Source organism: Rhodovulum sp. DZ06 (assembly GCF_050586345.1).
In the GTDB taxonomy this organism is placed as follows: Bacteria; Pseudomonadota; Alphaproteobacteria; order Rhodobacterales; family Rhodobacteraceae; genus JBOCEF01.
In genome coordinates this window covers 32162-52199 of the sequence record NZ_JBOCEF010000016.1, presented here as the reverse complement: position 1 = coordinate 52199, position 20038 = coordinate 32162, and the positions used below count along the sequence as shown (strand labels likewise).

18 protein-coding genes and 1 tRNA gene are annotated in these 20038 nt (G+C 71.9%); 12 read left to right on the top strand and 7 right to left on the bottom strand.

Annotated features, from left to right (window positions below; translation table 11 throughout):
* Nucleotides 1-4 precede the first annotated feature (4 nt).
* The 3 genes from ACQ5SO_RS09390 (at nucleotide 5) to ACQ5SO_RS09380 (ending at nucleotide 2932) form a co-directional block, all read left to right on the top strand.
* Nucleotides 5-643, top strand: a complete 639-nt coding sequence (locus ACQ5SO_RS09390; protein ID WP_430941331.1) for a shikimate kinase — start codon at nucleotides 5-7, stop codon at nucleotides 641-643.
* 38 nt (nucleotides 644-681) lie between these two features.
* Nucleotides 682-1803, top strand: a complete 1122-nt coding sequence (aroB, locus tag ACQ5SO_RS09385; protein WP_430941330.1) for a 3-dehydroquinate synthase — start codon at nucleotides 682-684, stop codon at nucleotides 1801-1803.
* Nucleotides 1804-2125: 322 nt separating this feature from the next.
* Nucleotides 2126-2932, top strand: coding sequence for a VPLPA-CTERM sorting domain-containing protein (locus ACQ5SO_RS09380; RefSeq protein WP_430941329.1), 807 nt, complete (start codon nucleotides 2126-2128; stop codon nucleotides 2930-2932).
* An 86-nt stretch (nucleotides 2933-3018) separates the two neighbouring features.
* Here ACQ5SO_RS09380 and ACQ5SO_RS09375 read toward each other — a convergent pair whose 3' ends face one another.
* The gene (locus tag ACQ5SO_RS09375; RefSeq protein ID WP_430941328.1) at nucleotides 3019-3966 is read right to left on the bottom strand and encodes a radical SAM protein; all 948 of its coding nucleotides are present in this window, start codon (nucleotides 3964-3966) and stop codon (nucleotides 3019-3021) included.
* Nucleotides 3967-4218: 252 nt separating this feature from the next.
* Here ACQ5SO_RS09375 and ACQ5SO_RS09370 point away from each other — a divergent pair.
* A tRNA-Gly gene (locus tag ACQ5SO_RS09370) sits at nucleotides 4219-4293 on the top strand.
* Between the two features lie 122 nt (nucleotides 4294-4415).
* Nucleotides 4416-5027: a VPLPA-CTERM sorting domain-containing protein gene (locus tag ACQ5SO_RS09365; RefSeq protein WP_430941327.1), complete on the top strand. Its 612-nt coding sequence runs from the start codon at nucleotides 4416-4418 to the stop codon at nucleotides 5025-5027.
* A gap of 205 nt (nucleotides 5028-5232) precedes the next feature.
* Here ACQ5SO_RS09365 and ACQ5SO_RS09360 read toward each other — a convergent pair whose 3' ends face one another.
* Both ACQ5SO_RS09360 and ACQ5SO_RS09355 read right to left on the bottom strand, forming a co-directional pair.
* Complete coding sequence (locus ACQ5SO_RS09360; protein WP_430941326.1) at nucleotides 5233-5850, bottom strand: response regulator transcription factor; 618 nt, start codon at nucleotides 5848-5850, stop codon at nucleotides 5233-5235.
* 148 nt (nucleotides 5851-5998) lie between these two features.
* Complete coding sequence (locus ACQ5SO_RS09355; protein ID WP_430941325.1) at nucleotides 5999-7195, bottom strand: pyridoxal phosphate-dependent aminotransferase; 1197 nt, start codon at nucleotides 7193-7195, stop codon at nucleotides 5999-6001.
* A gap of 282 nt (nucleotides 7196-7477) precedes the next feature.
* Here ACQ5SO_RS09355 and ACQ5SO_RS09350 point away from each other — a divergent pair, with 282 nt between their 5' ends.
* Together ACQ5SO_RS09350 and ACQ5SO_RS09345 are read left to right on the top strand one after the other, a co-directional pair.
* Nucleotides 7478-8452 (top strand): VPLPA-CTERM sorting domain-containing protein, encoded by a 975-nt coding sequence (locus tag ACQ5SO_RS09350; protein ID WP_430941324.1) that lies wholly within the window; start codon nucleotides 7478-7480, stop codon nucleotides 8450-8452.
* A gap of 59 nt (nucleotides 8453-8511) precedes the next feature.
* Nucleotides 8512-9087 carry an invasion associated locus B family protein gene (locus tag ACQ5SO_RS09345; protein WP_430941323.1) on the top strand — a complete coding sequence of 192 codons (576 nt, stop codon included), beginning with the start codon at nucleotides 8512-8514 and terminating at the stop codon, nucleotides 9085-9087.
* A 101-nt stretch (nucleotides 9088-9188) separates the two neighbouring features.
* On the opposite strand, the gene ACQ5SO_RS09340 is transcribed toward ACQ5SO_RS09345, so the two are convergent.
* Nucleotides 9189-10508 carry an HlyC/CorC family transporter gene (locus ACQ5SO_RS09340; RefSeq protein WP_430941322.1) on the bottom strand — a complete coding sequence of 440 codons (1320 nt, stop codon included), beginning with the start codon at nucleotides 10506-10508 and terminating at the stop codon, nucleotides 9189-9191.
* Between the two features lie 341 nt (nucleotides 10509-10849).
* On the opposite strand from ACQ5SO_RS09340, the gene ACQ5SO_RS09335 reads away from it, so the two are divergent.
* The 5 genes from ACQ5SO_RS09335 (at nucleotide 10850) to ACQ5SO_RS09315 (ending at nucleotide 16555) form a co-directional block, all read left to right on the top strand.
* Nucleotides 10850-11698, top strand: a complete 849-nt coding sequence (locus tag ACQ5SO_RS09335; RefSeq protein ID WP_430941321.1) for a metallophosphoesterase family protein — start codon at nucleotides 10850-10852, stop codon at nucleotides 11696-11698.
* A gap of 202 nt (nucleotides 11699-11900) precedes the next feature.
* Complete coding sequence (gene cysS / locus ACQ5SO_RS09330; protein WP_430941320.1) at nucleotides 11901-13304, top strand: cysteine--tRNA ligase; 1404 nt, start codon at nucleotides 11901-11903, stop codon at nucleotides 13302-13304.
* The gene (cimA, locus tag ACQ5SO_RS09325) at nucleotides 13304-14935 is read left to right on the top strand and encodes a citramalate synthase (protein ID WP_430941319.1); all 1632 of its coding nucleotides are present in this window, start codon (nucleotides 13304-13306) and stop codon (nucleotides 14933-14935) included. The genes cysS and cimA overlap by 1 nt, the downstream gene beginning before the upstream one ends.
* Nucleotides 14936-14993: 58 nt before the next feature.
* On the top strand, nucleotides 14994-15740 hold the full coding sequence (locus tag ACQ5SO_RS09320) for an SAM-dependent methyltransferase (protein ID WP_430941318.1): 747 nt from the start codon (nucleotides 14994-14996) through the stop codon (nucleotides 15738-15740).
* Nucleotides 15740-16555, top strand: a complete 816-nt coding sequence (locus ACQ5SO_RS09315) for a phytoene/squalene synthase family protein (protein WP_430941317.1) — start codon at nucleotides 15740-15742, stop codon at nucleotides 16553-16555. Before ACQ5SO_RS09320 ends, ACQ5SO_RS09315 begins: the two co-directional genes overlap by 1 nt.
* A gap of 49 nt (nucleotides 16556-16604) precedes the next feature.
* On the opposite strand, the gene ACQ5SO_RS09310 is transcribed toward ACQ5SO_RS09315, so the two are convergent.
* From ACQ5SO_RS09310 to ACQ5SO_RS09300, 3 genes are read right to left on the bottom strand one after another with little or no spacing between them, the layout of a single operon-like run.
* Nucleotides 16605-17231: a class I SAM-dependent DNA methyltransferase gene (locus ACQ5SO_RS09310; protein WP_430941316.1), complete on the bottom strand. Its 627-nt coding sequence runs from the start codon at nucleotides 17229-17231 to the stop codon at nucleotides 16605-16607.
* A 54-nt stretch (nucleotides 17232-17285) separates the two neighbouring features.
* The gene (trmFO, locus tag ACQ5SO_RS09305; RefSeq protein WP_430941315.1) at nucleotides 17286-18647 is read right to left on the bottom strand and encodes a methylenetetrahydrofolate--tRNA-(uracil(54)-C(5))-methyltransferase (FADH(2)-oxidizing) TrmFO; all 1362 of its coding nucleotides are present in this window, start codon (nucleotides 18645-18647) and stop codon (nucleotides 17286-17288) included.
* A gap of 42 nt (nucleotides 18648-18689) precedes the next feature.
* Nucleotides 18690-20018: an adenylate/guanylate cyclase domain-containing protein gene (locus ACQ5SO_RS09300; RefSeq protein WP_430941314.1), complete on the bottom strand. Its 1329-nt coding sequence runs from the start codon at nucleotides 20016-20018 to the stop codon at nucleotides 18690-18692.
* Between the last annotated feature and the right edge of the window lie 20 nt (nucleotides 20019-20038).

The window sequence follows — 20038 nt, the reverse complement described above, 5'->3', positions numbered from 1 at the left end:
CGCCATGACCAGCGAACAGGCCCCCGGGGCCGCGCAAGAGACCGCCGCCGAGGCCGCCGCCGCCGCGGCCGGGGACGCCGATCCGGCCCCGATCCCGCGCCGCCGCCTGCTGCGCCCCGTGGTCCTCGTCGGGCTGATGGGCTGCGGCAAGAGCTCGGTCGGACGGCGCCTGGCCGATGCGCTCGGCGCCCCCTTCGTCGACAGCGACGACGAGGTCGAGGCCGCCGCCGCCATGACCATCCCCGAGATCTTCGAGAGCATGGGCGAGCCCGCCTTCCGCGAGGGCGAGCGCCGCGTCATCGCCCGGCTGATCGAGGCCGGCCCGCGCGTCATCGCCACCGGCGGCGGCGCCTTCATGAACGACCTGACCCGCGCCCTGGTGAAGGAGCGCGCGGCCTCGGTCTGGCTGCGGGCCGAGCTCGACACCCTGGTCGAGCGCACCTCGCGCCGCGCCAACCGCCCGCTGCTGTCCCGCGGCGACCCGCGCGAGATCCTGGCCGAGCTGATGCGCGTGCGCTACCCGGTCTACGCCGAGGCGGATGTCTGCGTCGAAAGCCGCCCCAATGACCGCCACGAGGAAGTCGCCGCCCGCATCATCGCCGGGCTCGACGCCCATGGCGGCTGCCTTGCGCCGCCGGAGTGACCGCGCCCCGGCGCGCCCCTGATCCCGAGGATGTCCCCATGACCGCCCCCCTTCGCGCCCGCGTCCACGTGCCCCTCGGGGACCGCGCCTATGATGTCGAGATCGGCGAGGGGCTGCTGGCCGAGGCCGGCGCCCTGGTCGCGCCGATGCTGCCGCGCCCGGCGGTCTCGATCGTCACCGACGAACACGTGGCCCAGCACCTGCCCAGGCTGCAGGCGGGGCTTTCGGCCGCCGGGATCGCCTCCGAGGCGCTGGTGCTGCCGGCGGGCGAAGCGACCAAGAACTGGGCCGACCTTGGCTGCACCGTCGAATGGCTGCTGGACCGCAAGGTCGAGCGCGACGACCTCGTGATCGCCTTCGGCGGCGGCGTGATCGGCGACCTCGTGGGCTTCGCCGCCGCCATCCTGCGCCGCGGCGTCGGCTTCGTGCAGATCCCCACCTCGCTCTTGGCGCAGGTCGACAGCTCGGTCGGCGGCAAGACCGGGGTGAACGCGCCCCAGGGCAAGAACCTGGTCGGCGCCTTCCACCAGCCCAAGCTGGTGCTGGCCGATCTCGACGTGCTCGACGCGCTGCCCGAACGCCAGCTGATCTCGGGCTATGGCGAGGTGGTCAAATACGGGCTGCTCGGCGACGCCGCCTTCTTCGAATGGCTCGAGGCGAACGGCCCCGCGCTGAAAGCCGGGGACCGGGCCGCGCGCCTTCATGCCGTGCGCCGCAGCGTCGAGATGAAGGCCGAGATCGTCGCCCGTGACGAGACCGAGAAAGGGGACCGCGCGCTCCTCAACCTCGGGCATACCTTCGGCCACGCGCTGGAGGCTGCTACCGGCTATTCCGACCGGCTGGCGCATGGCGAGGGAGTGGCGATCGGCTGCCAGCTCGCCTTCGACGTCTCGGCCCGGCTGGGCCTGTGCAGCCAGGAGGCCCCCAGCCGCGTCGCCGCGCACCTCGCGTCCATGGGCATGAAGGGGGCGCTGCGCGACATCCCGGGCGCGTTGCCGGATGCCGATGGTCTGATCGAGCTGATGCGCCAGGACAAGAAGGTGAAGGCGGGGCAGATCACCTTCATCCTCGCCCGCGCCATCGGCGAGGCCTTCGTGACCCGTGACGCCGACCTGTCGGTGGTCCGCCAGGCGCTGGCAGAGGGGCTGGCGGCGCGCTGAGGCCCGCCGCGGGCCCGGGTGCGGATCCGGCGCCGTTCGAATCGATTCGCGGTGGACTGTTTCGCAGCCCCGGGGCGTCCCCGGCGGCGCCCCGGGGGTCTTTATTGCGCGCGATCAACCGCTTGCAGGCATCGCTTGAGGCGGGGGGCCGCCGGTTCGCGTTCCGGTGGAAATGACCGGCGGATTCAGGTAACGTTCATCTCAAGCGCCGACCGTGCGGCGCATCGGTTTTCAGTTCGTCGAGCCTTCGGGTCCCCGCCATCCCGCGCCCTTCGGCGTGGGCGCCCGGGGCCGGGGACCCGATTTTTCGGGAGCGTTCCACATGCCCGCGTCGCTTTTCCGCCGCCGCCTGTCCGCCTGTTTCGTCGCGCTGTCCATCGGCCTCGGGGTCGGGGGGGCCGCCACCGGCCTCTCGGCGACCGCGGCCGCGGCGGCCTCCTGCACCACCGGCGTCAGCTACACGCCGACCAAGGGCAAGAACCGGGGCGTTCCCCAGTATTCGAACACGGCCGCGGGAACCCATGTCGACATCTACTCCGACGCGGGGCTGACGCTCGAAGACGGCAGCCCGCTCTGCGAGGTTTACCTCAGCGACGGCAATATCGGCGACACCGAGACCGACCTGAACGCGCCGGACGCCTTCGGCGGGTCCCTGGTCGACACCGACTGGGTGTTCCTGACCAAGTACCAGGTGGCCGGCGGCATCACCACGGACCGCGACGGCGACGCCGGGATCGACGGCGACAGCGCCTTCGCCGGGCCGGGGGGCGGCAACTGGTCGGACCAGATCGTGGTGCAGGACTATCTCGACACGCCCGACCCCGAGGCGGACGGCACGGCGGGCTATTTCCGCATCTCGGAAGCGGCGCGGCTGGTCCATGACAACATCGTGCTGCTGATGAAGGCGCAGGACTATTTCTACATGTACCTGGTGACCGACATCCCCAGCCTGCCGGAATACGTCTATTACACCACGCCCTTCGACGGGGGTGAGATCTCGCACATCTCGTTCTATGGCAGCGCCAACCTGTCGGTGATCACCGACGTGCCGGACCCGGCCGCCGCGCCGCTGCTGCTCTCGGGCCTCGGGGGGCTGGCGCTGCTGCGCCGCCGCCGCCGCAAGGGCTGACACGGACTGACCCGGTCCGCGGGACGAAAGAAGGGCGCGCCCCGGGCCGGGGCGCGCCCTTGTTGCGTTCGGCGGCGGCGGGCGCTTCAGCCCGAACAGCTCGCCCCGCCCAGCACGCAGAACGTGGCGCAATGGGGGTGGTTGAGCTTCACCGGCCGCGACGCCTCGGCCAGCGTGGCGCCGAGGTCGAATTCCGGCGCATAGGGCAGCAGCGTGCAGGCGGCGACCGTGGGCGTCGCGGCGCCCTTGCGCTTCACCACCATCCGCGCGCTGGCGCACATCACGCTGTCGGGGGACTTGTCCAGGATGCCCCAGCAGCTCTCGGTGATCTCGGGCGGATCGCCGGCCTCGTCCATCTCGGGGAACAGCACCAGCGCCGAGGGGTCGGCGGCGTCGATGGCGAAGCCCTCGGCCTCGAACAGCGCGGCATAGCCCCGGCGCGCGTCCTCGAGCGACTCGCCCCAGATGGTGCGGCCCGCGACGGCCATCCTGGCGCCCATGTCCCGCAGCGCGCGCATCCCGACCAGCGAGGCCTCGAAGGCGCCCGCCCCGCGTTCCTCGTCATGGTGGAACGGCGCGTGGTGGTCGAGGCTGACGCGCAGGGTCAGCCGGTCGCCGTAGCGGGTCACCAGGTCCGCGAGCCCCGCCAGCACCCGCGGGCGCATCATCGGGCGCATGGCGTTGGTCAGGACCAGGACCGCGTAGCCCCGGGCCAGCGCGGTCTCCAGCATCGCGATCATCTCGGGGTTCATGAACGGCTCGCCGCCGGTGAAGCCGATCTCGCGCAGCGGGGCGCCCATGGCTTCGGCCTCGTCGAGATAGGCGGCGGTTTCGGCGGCGCTCAGGTAGACCAGCCGGTCATTGGTGGGCGAGCTTTCGATATAGCAGCGCGTGCACTCGATATTGCAGAGCGTGCCGGTGTTGAACCACAGCGTCTCCAGCCCGGTCAGCGCCACCTCGGCCCGGACCTCGCCGCCCGCGGTGATTTCGGGGTCGGAGAACTTGGCGGCGGGCGGCGGGGTCTGGATGTTCATCGGGTCGGGCTCCGTCGGAAGGCTGGGGCGGAAGGCTGGGCGAAAGGCTGGGGCGAAAGGCTCGGGCGGATGGCTGGACGATCCCGTTGTCGCGGGGGGCGGGGCCCGGGTCAATGCGCAGGGCGGGCCGCGCACGGGGACGTCATCGGGCGCGAGGGGGGGCGGGGCGCGGGGGGTGCGGAAATCTTTGCGCTTTTGCTGCGCGACACCGCTTGACGCCCCCCGCGCGGCGTCGTATCTCCAGCCCCGGACGCGGGTGTAGTTCAGTGGTAGAACGTCAGCTTCCCAAGCTGAATGTCGTCGGTTCGATCCCGATCACCCGCTCCACTTTTCCCCTCATTTTCGCATTTGCGCCGCCCCATGGGCGGGGTCCCGCCCGCGCGAGGCTTGCGAAATGGTGAACTCCATGTGAATGTGCGCGTCTTCTGGGGAAATAGGGGACGCTTTTCATGACCCGCATCGCATCTTTCATCGCCGCCGCCGCGCTGGCGTTCGGCGCAGCATCGGCCTCCGCGGCGCCGCTCACCCTCTCCGGCATGGGGATGGAGAAGACCTGGTTCGACACCGAGGCCGCGGCGGCCGAGATGCCCGACTTCGTCTGGGGCTCGGCCGACACCGCCGGGGCGGACCGGATCGGCATGTGGGTCGAGTTCGACGACGGCACGACCGGGTCGCTGGTGATCTCGGGCGTCGCGCCCTACTGGAACACCAACGGCGGGACCTTCCCGGTGGTGTTCGAGGTCGCGACGGGTCTGTTCTCGGGCTATGGGGGCCTGCACTACCTCTACAACACCGCCGCGACCACCAGCTTCCCGCAGGCGCTGGCCATCGCCTTCAACGTCAACCCGACCACGCCGTTCGGCAACAATCTCGAGCTCGACTACAACAACAACAGCGTGAATTCGCAGTTCCGGGTGTCGACCGCCGGGTGGACGTCGGTGGAGATCGCCACCTACAGCTCGACCGCCGAGGCGCTGAGCGACGTGCCGCTGCCCGCCGCCGCGCCGCTGCTGGCGCTGGGGCTCGGGGGGCTGGTCGCCCTGCGCCGCCGCCGGGGCTGAGGCCCGCGCCGCGCCGCAAGGCGGGCGCGACGCGAGACATGCGAAAGGCCGCGCGGGGCGTCGCGCGGCCTTTTCTGCATTCCGGCGGGGATGCCGACTGCTTTTCGGGGGGGCGGGCCTCCCGGCCCGGCCCGGCCCGGCGCCTGCGTCGCCGCGATGCGCGCCGCCGGGTCGCGCAGGCCCCGCGCCCCCTCCCCGCGCCCGGTCAGACCAGCCCTTCATCCTTGGCGATCATCGCCGCCTGGGTGCGGTTGCGCGCCCCGAGCTTGCGGCAGGCGGTCTTGACGTGAAGCTTCACCGTCACCTCCTGCAGGTCGAGATCGCGCGCGATCTCCTTGTTCGACTGGCCGGCGCAGATTCCCTCCAGCACCTGCCGCTCCCGCTCCGTCAGTTTGGCGGCGAGGGGGCTGGCGGCTTGCTCGGGCTCTTTCTCCGTCATGAACTGCACGGGGGCGAACTGCTCGCCCATCGCCATGAAGCGGATGGCGGAGACGAGGGAGCGCGAGGCCATGGTCTTGGGCAGGAAGCCCGCGGCGCCCGCCGCCAGCGCCTCCTCGGCCACGCTGCGCGTGGCGGTGCCGGACATCAGCGCCACGGGCTTGCCGTCATTGAGCCGGATCGCGTCGGCGAGCCCGTCGAGCCCGCGCATCCCCGGCATGGTCCAGTCCAGCAGCACCAGGTCGAACGGCCCGGCGGCGTCGATCCGCGCCTGGGCGCCGTCGAAATCCTCGGCATGGTCGACCTCGAGGTCCGGCTCCTTCTCGATCAGGGAGCCGAGCGCCTCCCGCACCAGGTCGTGATCATCCGCGATCAGGATCTTCATCCCTCAGGTCCCTTTTTCACCCATCCGCGCAGGAGGATGGCGCAAAGGGCTTAACAGCGGGACAACGCGGACCCCGGGCGATGCGGAGGGCGCGCGGGGCGCCCCCCGCGGGGGCCGCCGGGGCGTGCAAGGGGGGGCGGGCGCCCCTTCAGGCGGCGGGCGCGGCGCGGCGCCCGGCGGCGAGGTCCCCCGCCACCTCGGCCAGCCGGGTCAGCGCCGTGTGCAGCTGGTCGTCCGGCAGGGTCAGCGTCGCGCGCACATGGCCCGCGGCGGCCTCGCCGAAGCTCTCGCCCGGCATCACCGCGATGCGCTCCTCCTCGATCATCAGCCGCGCGAAGTCCCGGCCCGAGAGGCCGGTGGGCCGGATGTCGATCATCAGGTACATCGCCCCGTCCGAGGCCCCCGCCCGCGCCGCCTGCGCCCCGGCCAGCGCGCGGCGGGCGATCTCGTGCCGCCGCGCGAAGGTCCCGCAGATCCGCGCCTCGATATCCGGGCGGCCAAGCGCGAACTCGGCCGCGTCCATCACGAAGCCGGGCTGGCCGTAAGCGACGTTGAGCGCGAGGTCCGTCATCAGCTTGATCAGCCCCTCGGGCCCCGCGGCCCAGCCGCAGCGGAAGCCGCACATGGCGTAGCTTTTCGACATCGACCCGACCACCACCGTGCGCTCGGCCATGCCGGGCAGGGCGGCGGGCGAGCGGTGCGGGCGGGCGAAGGACATGCCGTCATAGACCTCGTCCGAGATCAGCCACAGGTCGCGGCGGATGCAGATCTCGGCGATCATCTCCAGCGTCTCGCCCGAGTAGATCGCGCCGGTGGGGTTGTTGGGGGTGTTGACCAGCAGCGCCTTCGCGCCGTCGCAGGCCGCGTCGAGCGTGGCGAAATCGGGCTGGAACCCGTTCTCGGTCCGGGCGCGGGCGATGCGCGGCACGCCGCCCGCGGTGCGGATCGTGCCGGGATAGACGGTGTAATAGGGGTCGATCACCACCGCCGCGTCGCCGGGATCGAGCATGGCGTTGAGCGCGTAGAACAGCGCCCCCTGGCCGCCGCCGGTGACGACGATGTTGGACGGGCCGACGGGAACGCCCTGGCGCGCGCTCACCCGCTCGGCCAGCGCGCGGCGCAGGCCCGGGGTGCCGGCGAGGCCCGCATAGCCGGTGTGCCCGCCCCGGGCCGAGGCGTCCATGGCGGCCAGGATCTCGGGCGGGGTCGGCTCGTCATGCTCGCCCACGCACAGGTTCAGCGGCGGGTCCCCCGCGGCGGCGAGCTGGCGGGCGCGGTGCAGGATCTCCCACCCGTCGCCGCCGCCGGAGAGGATGTAGCGGATCTGCTGGGACGGGACGGGCATGGCGGACTCCTGGAACGGCGGCGCGGCGCGGGCGGGCACGGGGGGAAAGCGCGACGCGAGTCGCGCCTGCAGAGTGCGCGCGACCCGAGGCCGGGCGCAAGGCGCCGCGGCGCGCGGCCGGCGCCGTCCGGCGCGGCGTGGGGCGGCGCCCGCCCGGGCCCGCTCCCGGGCGGCGGATGGCTAAAAAACACCTGACATTCATCCGGAGTTTGGTATTTTACCTTGCGTAAATTATTTTGGTGCGGCTGCGTGTGTGCCGCGAAATTTCAAATGGGGGGCTCCATGACCTTCAAACACTCCGTCGCGGCCGCCGCGGCGCTCACCCTCGCCGCGGGCGCGGCCAACGCCGCGGCGATCATCGACAACGGCACCGTGCAGCTGGGCGTCGATGATTTCGGCCAGCTGAACATCTCCGGCGGCGTCGCCTCGCCGGTCGAAGGGACCACCTCCGTCGGCCTGCGCCACCTGGCGACGGGCAACGAATCGACCTCGCATGGCTGCCTGTGCGAAGGCTGGGGCGTCGGCATCGCCGACACCGGCGCGTCGGGTTCGGCCAACAACGACTTCGGCGTCTCGAACCTGGTGCTGGACAGCTTCGTCTCGACGGCCTCCACCGCGACCTCGACCACCTCGCTGGCCAGCGGCGAGCTGCAGATCGTGCATGAGTTCGCGCCCGCGGCCGAGACGCCGAACCTCTACCGCGTGTCGGTGTCGATCACCAACACCTCTGGCGTCGCGATCAACGACCTGCGCTACACCCGCACCTTCGACTGGGACATCGAGCCCGACACGTTCGATGAATTCGTGTCCCATTTCGGGACCGCGGCGGCGTCGACCGTGCTGCTCGCCGTCGACAACGGCTTCGTCGATTCCGACCCGTTCGCCTTCCGCAGCGAGCAGGTGCTCGGCGGCACCGGCGATTTCGTCGATCTCGGCCCGGATGACCACGGCTCGAACTTCGATTTTGGCTTCGGCGCCCTCGGCGTGGACGAGACCTTCACCTTCGACATCTTCTACGGCGCCGCGGCGACCGAGGCCGATGCCGACGCGGCCCTCGCCGCGGTGGCGGCCGAGGTGGCCTCCTACGGCCAGGGCTCCTCGGATGCGGCAGGTGAGACCTTCATCTTCGCCTTCGCCGATGTCGGCGGCGAGGTGATCATCCCGCAGCCGCCGTCGGACGTGCCGCTGCCCGCGGGCGCGGCGCTGATGCTGACCGGCCTCGCGGCCCTCGGCGCCGCGCGCCGGCGCAAGGGCTGACGCGGACGGGGGGCGCGCGGCGGACCGGCCGCGCGCCCCCCGGCTTCGGGGATCATTCCATGACCAGCCTTCTTCGTCCCGCCCGCGCGGCCGCGCTGCTCGCCGCCGTGGCGGGCGTTCTCGTCTGCGCCCCCGACCGTCCCGCCGCCGCGCAGGGCGCGGGGGCGTCCCTGTTCAACAAGTCGGGCGAGGCCCAGCGCCGGCAGACCCCGGCCGAGGTCGCCGAGCGCGCCGGCTGGCGGCGGATGTGCGCGGCCGAGACCTGCAGCGTCGAGGCCGAGTACCGGGACGCGCTGCAGCGCCGCCTCGCGGGGACCGTCGCCTTCACCCGCACCCGGCAGGGGGGCGTGCGCCCGCCCTGGGTGCGCGCCACGGTCCGCACGCCGCTCGGCATCGCGGTCGAGCCGGGGGTGCGGGTGCTGATCGACGGCCAGGCCGAGATCCTGCCGATCAAGACCTGCTTTCCCGACGGCTGCATCGCCGCGGCGGACATCTCGCGCGCCGGGATCGCCGCGCTGCGCGCGGTCCGCAAGGTCGAGGTCCACGTCATCGCCTTCGGCGACGGGACGACGGTGAGCATGGAGATCCCGGCCGACGGCGTCGGGCCGCTGTTCTTCGAGCGCAGCCCCGACTAGGCGCGGGGCGCGCCGCGAAAGCGAAACCCCGCCCGGGACGCGCCCGGGCGGGGTTTTTCGCGGGTCGGGCGGGGGCGAGAGGGGCCGCAGGGCGGCGCCCGTCACTCCTCCAGCCGCTTGACCCGCAGCTTGGTGATCTGGTTGCGCTTGCGCTCCAGCACCTCGAAGCGGAAGCCGTGGAAGCTGAAGATCTGCCCGGCGCTGGGGATCGCCTGCGCCTCGTGGATCACCAGGCCCGCCAGCGTGTTCGCCTCCTCGTCCGGCAGCGACCAGTCGCAGGCGCGGTTGAGGTCGCGGATCGTCATCCAGCCGTCCGCCGAGACGCTGCCGTCGCTCTCGCGCTCCATCCCCTCGACCTGGGCGTCGTGCTCGTCCGCGATGTCGCCGACGATCTCCTCGAGGATGTCCTCGAGCGTCAGCAGGCCCTGCAGGTCGCCATATTCGTCCACCACCAGCGCGAAGTGGGAGCGGCGCTGCAGGAAGGCGCGCATCTGGTCGTCAAGCGATGTGGTGTCGGGCACGAACCACGGCTCCATCGCGATCTCGGCGACGCTCAGGTGGTCGATCCCCTCCCAGCCCTCGGTCTCGTTGACCTTCTGCACGGCGCGCAGCAGGTCCTTGGCGTGCAGGACCCCGACGATGTTCTCGGGCTCGTCCTTCCAGACCGGGATGCGCGTGTAGGTGGAGGCGAGGCAGAAGGCGAGGATCTCGCGCGGGGGGAGGTCCACGTCGACGCTCTCGATCACGGACCGGTGGGCCATCACCTCGGACACCTCGCGGTGGCGCAGGTCGAGCGCGGCGAGGAGCCGGTCGCGGTCGTCCTTCTCCACCGCGCCTTCCGAGTGATGCAGGTCGATCGCGCCCTTGATCTCCTCGTGCGCCAGCACGCGCGCGTCGGGGTCGGCCTTGACGCCGACGGCGCGCAAGAGCAGGCGCACGAAGGCGCCGACGGCGGCGACCACGGGGGCGAGGACCCTGACCACCAGGCTGATGGGGCGGGCGACGCGGGTGGCGGCGGCCTCGGGCGTGGTGATGGCATAGGTCTTGGGCGTGACCTCGGCGAAGACCAGCACGAGGACGGTCATCACCAGCGTGGCCAGCGCCACGCCGGATTCGCCGAACAGGGCCGTGAACAGCGACGTCGCCAGCGAGGCGGCGAGGATGTTGACGAGGTTGTTGCCCAGCAGGATGGCGCCGATCAGGCGCTCGCCATCCTCGGTCAGGCGCAGCGCGGTGGCGGCGCGTTCGTCCCCCTTGTCGGCGAGCCCGTGCAGCTTGGCGCGCGAGGAGGCGGTGAGCGCGGTCTCGGATCCCGAGAAGAAGGCGGAGAGCATCAGCAGCAGCAGGATCGCGCCCCCGGTCCAGAACACCGTGGCGTCGAGGGCGGCGGTGGCGGCGGTGGCGGCGTCGTCGGGGGTCATTGGGCGGTGGCTCCGTGGGCGGCGCGTGTCGTATGAGAGGGTGTTATGGGGTCCCGCGCCCGCCCGGGCAATGGGGCGAAGCCGCGCCGGGGGCGCGCGGGGCGCATGTTTCCGCTGGTGACATTGCGGCCCGGCGCCCGTCGCGGCGGGCGCGGCGCCGTCCGGCGGCGGTGTTCGGCGGTGTCCGGCGGCGGCTTGCAGGGCGGCTTGCAGGGTGTCGGGCAGGGCGTCGGGGCGATGGCGGGCCATTGACGGGGCCATTGACGGGGCAGGTGACGGCGGTGGATGTCTCCTTTGGAAACATCCCGCGCCGCAAGGGATTGGAACAGGGGAGGCCGCAGATGCAGGTGAAGGATCGCATCGCCGACTGGGGCGAGATCTCCGGCCCGCTGCTGATCTTCGGCGGCGCCCATTCCAACCGCCACGCGCTCGACGCGCTGATCGCGCTCGCGCGCGCCGAGGGCATCCCGCCCGCGCGCGTCATCTTCACCGGCGATGCGCTGGCCTATTGCGCCCACCCGCGGGACACGCTGGCGCGGCTGCGCGACTGGGGCCCGCGGATGATCGCCGGGAACATGGAGCGGAGCCTGGCCGAGGGCGCGCTCGATTGCGGCTGCAATTTCGAGGACGGGACGGCCTGCGACCTGATGGCCGCGCGCTGGCACGCCCACTGCACCGCGGCGATGGACGAGGGCGCGCGCGCCTTCCTCGGGGCCCTGCCGGACCGCGCCGTCTTCACCCATGCCGGGCAGCGGGTCGCGGTGATCCACGGCGCGGCGCGGCAGGTGAACGGCTGGATCTGGCCCAACGCGAAGGCGGTGGAACTGCTGGCCGAGTTCAAGGCGCTGGAAACGGACACGGGCGGCCCGGTGGACCGGGTGCTGGCGGGGCATTGCGGGATCGCCCATGACCGGCGCATCACCCCGCGGCGGGAGCTTCGGTGGCTCAACGCCGGGGCCATCGGCCTGCCGCCCCATGACGGCGATCCGCGCACGCAATATGCGCGGATCGATGCGGCGGGGCGCATCACCCTCCACCGCCTGTCCTATGACCATGACGCCGCCGCGCGGGACATGGAGGCGGCGGGCCTCCCGCAGGGCTATGCCGACGCGCTGCGCTCGGGCTGGTGGCCGTCCGAGGACACGCTGCCCCCGGCCTTCCGCCGCCTGCCGGGCGAGGGCGCGGCCTGACCCCCCTCGCGCGCCCGCCCGCCGCTTTCCGCTTGCCCTCGCCGCCCCCATCGGGCACAACCCCGGCCCATGACGAACATGATCGCCATCTCCGGGATCTGCATTATCCGCTGACATACCGTCGCGGCGTCGTCTCCTCATGCCCAAAGCACAGACCTGAGAGACCCGCCGCGGGGGCGCCCGCCATTCGGGGACTCTCCACATGACCGACCATCCCATCTCGCTGCGCAACTCGCTGACCGGAACGAAGGCCGCCTTCATTCCGCTCGACTGGCAGGACGGCTCGGGCATTCCCGAGGGCGAGCGCATGGTGCGCATGTATGTCTGCGGGCCGACCGTCTATGACCGCGCCCATATCGGCAATGCGCGGCCCGCGGTGGCCTTCGACGTGCTCTACCGCCTGCTGCGCCATGTCTATGGCGAGAGCCACGTCAAATACGTGCGCAACATCACCGACGTGGACGACAAGATCATGGCCCGCGCCGAGGAGCGCGGCGTCCCGATCGAGGAGATCACCGCCGAGACCTGCGCCTGGTACCAGGAGGACATGGCCGCCGTCGGCAACCTTCCCCCCGACGCCCAGCCGCGGGCCACGGAATACATCGCGCAGATGCAGGCGATGATCGAGCGCCTCATCGCCTCGGGCCACGCCTATGCCGCCGAGGGGCACGTGCTGTTCTCGGTCGACAGCTATGGCGATTACGGCAAGCTCTCGGGTCGTTCGGTCGAGGACATGATCGCCGGCGCCCGCGTGGAAGTGGCGCCCTACAAGAAGAACCCGATGGACTTCGTGCTGTGGAAGCCCTCCGCCCCCGAGCAGCAGGGCTGGGACAGCCCCTGGGGCCGCGGGCGTCCGGGCTGGCATATCGAGTGCTCGGCCATGTCCGAGGACGCGCTGGGGGCGGATTTCGACATCCATGGCGGCGGCTCGGACCTGATGTTCCCACACCACGAGAACGAGATCGCCCAGAGCTGCTGCGCCACCCCCGGCAGCGGCTTCGCCCGGGTGTGGCTGCATAACGGCATGATCCGCATCGGCGGGCAGAAGATGTCCAAGTCGCTCGGCAATTTCACCACCGTCTACGACCTGCGCGAGCATGTGCCGGGCGAGGTGATCCGCCTCGCGCTGCTCTCGACCCAGTACCGGGGCGAGCTCGACTGGACCGACCGCCTGGCCGAGGATTGCGAGAAGGCGCTGCGCCGCTGGCGCAAGGTGACCGAGGGCGCGACCCCCGGAACCCCCGACCCGGCGGTGATCGCCGCGCTGGCCGATGACCTGAACACCCCCAAGGCCATCGCCGAGCTTCACCGCCTCGCGGGCGAAGGCGACGCGCCGACGCTGCTGGCCTCGGCCAACCTCATGGGCCTGCTGACGCCGGAGCTCGGCGGCTGGGAGAAGGCCCCCGAGGCGGAAGGGGGCGACGCGGCCCGCATCCAGGCGCTTCTGGATGAGCGCGCGGCGGCCAAGAAGGCCAAGGACTTCGCCCGCGCCGACGCGATCCGCGACGGCCTCGCCGCCGCGGGCGTCGAGGTCAAGGACACGGCGCAGGGCGCCGAATTCACTCTCTCCGCGTCCTTCGACGCGGCCAAGCTGGAGGGGCTGTGATGTCCCGCGAACGCCTCTTCCTGTTCGACACCACCCTGCGCGACGGTCAGCAGACCGCGGGGGTCGATTTCTCCGCCGATGACAAGACCCGCATCGCGAAGGCGCTCGACGATCTCGGCATCGATTACGTGGAAGGCGGCTGGCCGGGGGCGAACCCGACGGACAGCGACTTCTTCGACAACGCGCCGACCCTCTCCCGCGCCACCTTCACCGCCTTCGGCATGACCAAGCGCGTCGGGCGCTCGGCGGCGAATGACGAGGTGCTGGCGGGGGTCATCAACGCGAACACGCCCGCGGTGTGCCTTGTCGGCAAGACCCATGACTTCCACGTGCGCACCGCGCTGGGCGTGGAGCTGGAGGAGAACGTCGCCGCCATCGCCGACAGCATCTCCCACCTCAAGGGCCTCGGGCGCGAGCCGCTGTTCGACGCGGAACACTTCTTCGACGGCTACAAGGCGAACCGGGGCTACGCGCTTTCCTGCCTCGAGGCCGCGCTGGAAGGCGGCGCGCGCTGGGTGGTGCTCTGCGACACCAATGGCGGCACGCTGCCCTCCGAGATCCACGAGATCGTCACCGACGTGCTGCGCGTGGTGCCCGGGGGCCAGCTCGGCATCCACTGCCATGACGACATGGGGCTGGCGGTGGCGGGCTCCCTCGCCGCGGTGGATGCAGGCGCGCGGCAGGTGCAGGGCACGCTCAACGGGCTGGGCGAGCGTTGCGGCAACGCCAACCTCGTCTCGCTGATCCCGACGCTGCTGCTGAAGGAACCCTACCGCTCGCGCTTCGAGACGGGGGTGGAGGAAGCCAACCTCGCGAAGCTGCTGAAGACTTCGCGGATGCTCGACGACATCCTCAACCGCACGCCCAACCGGCACGCGCCCTATGTCGGCGCGGCGGCCTTCACCCACAAGGCGGGGCTGCACGCCTCGGCCATCCTCAAGGACCCGACGACGTACGAGCACATCCCGCCGGAGGTGGTGGGCAATGAGCGCGTGGTGCCGATGTCCAACCAGGCGGGGCTGTCGAACCTGCGCGGGCGGCTTGCGGATATGGGCCTCGACGTCGATCCGAAGGACAAGCGCCTGCCGCGGATCCTCGAGAGCGTGAAGCAGCGCGAGGACGAGGGCTTCGCCTATGACGGCGCGCAGGCGAGCTTCGAGCTGCTCGCCCGCCGGGCGCTGGGCGTGCTGCCGACCTATTTCGAGATCGAGCGCTACCGCGTGATGGTGGAGCGGCGCACCAACGCCAAGGGCGAGCGGATCACCGTCTCCGAGGCTGTCGTCTCGGCCCGGGTGGATGGCGAGCGGCTGCTGTCGGTCTCGGAATCCCATGACCCCGACACCGGCCGCGACCAGGGCCCGGTCAACGCGCTGTCGCGCGCCGTGCAGCGGGACCTCGGGCGCTACCAGCCCTATGTCGACGACATGAAGCTGGTGGACTTCAAGGTGCGCATCACCGGCACCGGCACCGAGGCGAAGACCCGCGTGACCATCGACTTCATGGATGGCGAGCGGCGCCGCTGGACCACCGTCGGCGTGTCGGAAAACATCGTCGACGCGAGCTTCCAGGCGCTGCATGACGGCATCATCTGGAAGCTGGTCCGCGACGGGGCCGAGCCGGATCGCGACTGACGGGCCGGGACTGACGGGCCGGGACTGACGCCGCATCTGCGGGCAGGGGAGAGAGACCATGGACGACGCCGCCCTCTGGGACTGCTTCCTGCGGCTGCACTCGGGGCTGGGGCGGGAGGCGCCCGGCTCCGCCGCCGCCACCCTGCGCGCGCTGCAGATCGCCGCGCCGCCCGAGAACGCGCGGGTGCTGGAGCTCGGCTGCGGCCCCGGCGCGGCGGTCGAGGCGCTGCTGGGCGCGCGGGGCGACATCCACGTCACGGGGCTCGACCTGCACGCGCCCTACGTGGCCGAGGCGGCGAAGCGAGCCGAGGCGATGGGCGCCCGCACCCGCTTCACCGGCGTCGTGGCCGACATGTCCGCGCCGCCGCTCTCGGGCCCGTTCGAGACGATCTGGTGCGAGGGCGCGGCCTATGCCATCGGCGTCGAGGCCGCCCTGCGCGCCTGGGCGCCGCTGCTGGTCCCGGGCGGCTGCGTGGCGCTGTCGGAAGCCGTGTGGCTGACGGCGGAGCCCGACCCGCGCGCCCGCGCCGTCTTCGCCGAGTACCCGGGCATGGCCGACCTGGCCACCCTGCGCGCCCGCGTGGTCGCGGCGGGGTATGAGCCGGTCTCGGCCTTCGAGCTGGGGGCCGAGGAATGGGACAATTACTACCTGCCCCTCGCCGCCCGCTGCGACGCGCTGGAAGACGAGTTCTCGGCGACCGAGGAAGGGCGACACGTCCTTGACGTGACGCGCGAGGAGATCGCCGCCCGCGGCGCCGCCGGGCGCGATTACGGCTATGTCTTCATCGTGGCGAGGAAACCCTGATGGACCATCGCGCCGCCTGCGCCCGCCTGGTGGAAGAGGGCGACCCCGAGCGCTTCGCCGCCGCGCGGCTGGCGGGCGAGAGCGCGTGGAAACTTCACGCGCTCTACGCCTTCAACCTCGAGGTCGCGCGGATTCCGGGCGTGGTCTCGGAGCAGCTGCTGGGCGAGATCCGCCTGCAATGGTGGCGCGACGTGATCGAGGAGATCTATGCGGGCAAGGAGCCGCGCGCGCACGAGGTGGTCGCGCCGCTCTCGGGCGTGATCCGCGAGGCCGGGCTGCCGCGCGCGCCCTTCGATGCGCTGCTGGATGCGCGGGCGCAGGATGTGACCGGGCTCAAGCTCTCGGGCGGGGAGGCGCTGGACGGCTACCTCGCCGCGACCTCGGGCGGGCTGATGCAGCTGGCGGCGCTGGCGCTGGGCGGGGACCAGGCGACCGGGGACGTGGCGCGCGAGGTCGGGACGGCCACGGGGCTGGGGCGGATGATCCTTGCGCTGCCGGCGCTGGCCGATCGCGGCGCGCAGCCGGTCGAGGGGATGGATGCGGCGGCGCTGGTGCGCGGCCAGATGCCCGCGGCGCTGGCCGAGGGGCTGCGCGGGCAGGCGCAGGCGGCGCTGGCGCGGCTGGCGGCGGCGCGGGCGCGGCGGCCCGAGGTGGTTCCGGAGGCGCTCCCCGCGCTGCTGGCCGACTGGTGGGCCGAGCCGGCGTTGAAGGCGGCGGCGCGGCCGGGGTTCGACCTGTTCGGCGACGCGGCGCTGGAATCGGAGTTCCGCAAGCGCGGCCGCCTCGCCTGGCGGGCGGTGACGGGCCGGTACTGACCCGGGCCGCCGTGGCGCGCGTCGGGCGGGCCGGGGCCCGCCGGGCGACTCAGGCCTTCTGCAGCACGTAGACCTCGGCCTCGATCCCGGCGCCGGGCATGTGCGGGCCCTTTTCCTTGACCCGCAGCATCGCCCAGCCGGTATCCACCAGCTCCCGCACCCGGCCGGTATAGGACCCGTCCGCCAGCGCATGATCGTTGAGCGTGAACACCATGCAGCCGCCGCGCGGCAGAAGGGCGACGGCCTGGTCGATCAGCTCGGCGGGCGCATGGCCGGGGCTGAACACGCCGATCGCGGAGATGGCGGAATAGTCCCCTTTCTCCGCTTGAAGGGGGTTCTCAAGATCGCCCTGCATCAGGTTGCGATAAATGCCTTTTCGGCGCGCAACCTCGAGCATCTCGGAGGAGAAGTCGGTCCCGTCCACCACGCTGAACCCGGCCTCGATCAGCGCCGCGCCCGACAGGCCCGTGCCGCAGCCGAGGTCGAGCACCGGGGCGGATGTGTCGGTCATCACCCGGGCCAGCGCCTCGGCGCAGCGGGCGGGGGCGGCATAGCCGTTCTCCCGCATCTCGGCCTCGTAGCCCTCGGCCCAGTCGGCGTAGAGCTTGCGGGCATCCTCGGCGGTTTCGACGGCATAGGCGGCGGAAAGGCTGGTCTTCTCGGTCTGGTCGGTCATGGCGACACCTCCGCCCCGCATCTTAACGGGGCGGAGGATGGGGTCAAATCGCCCTCAGCCCCCGGCCTGGGCCAGCCAGGCGGACCAGTCTTCCTTGGCGCGGGCGGTGTAGCCCATGGCGCGCTCGCGCTTGCCGCGGCGACCCTTGCGGGCCTCGGCCAGCGGCGGGAACAGGCCGAAATTGACGTTCATCGGCTGGAAGGTGCTCGCCTCGGCGCCGCCGGTGATGTGGCTCAGCAGCGCGCCGATGGCGGTGGTGTTCGGGGGCAGGTCGATCTCGCGCCCCAGCCGCTCCGCCGCCGCGAGCCGCCCGGCCAGCAGGCCCATCGAGGCGCTTTCGACATAGCCTTCCACGCCCGTCACCTGGCCCGCGAAGCGCAGGCGCGGGTCGGCCTTCAGGCGCATCCGTCCGTCCAGCAGCCGCGGGGAATTCAGGAAAGTGTTGCGGTGGATGCCGCCGAGCCGGGCGAAGCGCGCCTCTTCCAGCCCGGGGATCATCCTGAACACCTCGGCTTGCGCGCCATACTTCATCTTGGTCTGGAAGCCGACGATGTTATACAGCGTTCCCAGTTGGTTATCCCGGCGAAGCTGAACCACTGCATGAGGTTTGACATCGGGCTGGTGCGGGTTGGTCAGCCCCACGGGTTTGAGCGGCCCGAAGCGCAGCGTCTCGCGCCCGCGCTCGGCCATCACCTCGATCGGAAGGCAGCCCTCGAAATAGGGGGTGTCCTTCTCCCAATCCTTGAACTCGGTCTTCTCCGCGCTCAGAAGCGCGTCGATGAACGCCTCGTAAGTCTCCTTGTCCATGGGACAATTGAGATAGGCGGTCCGCTCTTCCTCGGTCTCGCCCTTGTCATAGCGCGACTGGAACCAGGCCTTCGAGAGGTCGACCGAGTCCGCGTAGACGATGGGCGCGATGGCGTCGAAAAAGGCCAGCCCGTCCTCGCCGCCGAGCTTCAGCACCGCCTCGGCCAGCTCGACGGTGGTCAGCGGGCCGGTGGCGACGATCACGCTGTCCCACTCCGCCGGGGGGATGCCGGGAACCTCCTCGCGGCGGATCTCCACCAGCGGGTGGGCCTCGAGCTTGGCGGTCACCTCGGCGCTGAACGCCTCGCGGTCCACGGCCAGCGCGCCGCCGGCGGGGAGCGAGTGCTTGTCGCCGGTGGTCATGATCAGCCCGCCCGCCTGCCGCATCTCCCAATGCAGCAGGCCGACGGCGTTGGTCTCGTCATCGTCGGAGCGGAAGGAGTTCGAGCACACCAGCTCCGCCAGCCCGTCGGTCTGGTGGGCGTCGGTGCCGCGCAGGGGGCGCATCTCGTGCAGGATGACGGGGACGCCGAGCTGGGCGGCCTGCCAGGCGGCCTCGGAGCCGGCCATGCCGCCGCCGATCACGTGAATGGGTTCGATCTGGGTCATGCCGCGCGGCATAGCGCAGCGCGGGGCGATGGGGAAGGCCCCTCAGGTCTGGGGGGCGCGCAGAACGCCGTCCTCGGGGCGGGGGGCGCCCGGAAGCTCGGCCCCCGCGGGCAGGATCGGGGCGGCGGCGGCGGCGGCCCCGGCCGCGTCGGCCCCGGCGGGATCGGCGGCATAGAGGCGGATGGGCTGGGTCTTGCCGCGGGGCAGCCATTCCCCGAGGCTGCGCAGGCGGAAGCGCGGGTCCTTGGGGAGAAGATCGACCAGGCGGCCCGAGAGCAGCAGCTCCTCGCCGCGCGCCGAGCATTCCGATTGCAGGCGGCTGGCGGTGTTCACGGTGTCGCCGAGGAACACGATTTCCTTGCGCTGGTCGCCCATTTCGCCGGTCACCACCGGCCCGCAATGGAGCGCGGCGCGGAAGCGGGGGACATGGCCGAATTCGGCCGCGTACCAGTCGGCGCGGGCGGCGAGCGAGGCTTTCATGTCGAAGATGCAGGCGAGGCAGCGGCTGCGCGCCACGCCGCGCTTCACCGGCCAGGTCACGATGATCTCGTCGCCCACATAGCGATAGGTCTGGCCGCGGGCGGCGATCACCGGCTCCGCGAAATCGGCGAAGACGGCGGCGAGCAGGCGGTGGAATTCGAGGTCGCCGATGCGCTCGGCCAGCGCGGTGGAGCCCTCGATATCCGCGAAGAGGAACACCCGCTCCTCGCGCCGCGGGCGGTGATAGCGGCCGGTGAGCAGCGCGGGCAGGATGCCGGGGCCGAGCAGGCGGCTGATTTCGATCGACAGCGCCACGAACAGCGCGATGCCCATGGAGATCAGGAAGGACTGGGTGAAGACCGGGTTGGAGAAGGTCCAGTCCGGCATCGCGTCCGGGCCGCGCACGATCAGGGCGGGGACGCGCAGGCCCATGAAGATGCCCGCCGCGTAGATCGCCGCGCGGATGCTGACGAAGAGCGCGAAGGGAAGCGCCCGGATGCGCTGGAACCGCGGGTTGGAGAGCACCAGCACGTCCGCGCCGGCGCAGACCGAGGCGATCAGCAGCCCCGAGAGCAGCCCCTGCAGCGCGCTGCGCAGGTGATCCCCCTGGCCGGTGACCGAGGCGAGGACCAGCCCGTAGAGCACCCCCGCCACCCCGGCGATGCCGACCGCGAGGGCGATGGTGGCGAGGCGCTGTTCCAGCCGCGCGCGGTGGAGGCGCGGCAGGGGCGAGGCTTCGGGCGCCGCGCCCGCCCGCGCGCCCGACCCGGCAGGCCGCGACCCGGCAGGCCCCGAACCGGAAGGCCCGGGGGACGCATCGCGCGTCCCCCGGGCCCCGGGTTCATTCTGGAGCTGGTCGTCCAGCCGTTCGTGGCCGGGGCCGACCGACATCGCGCCCGGTCCCGGCCCGG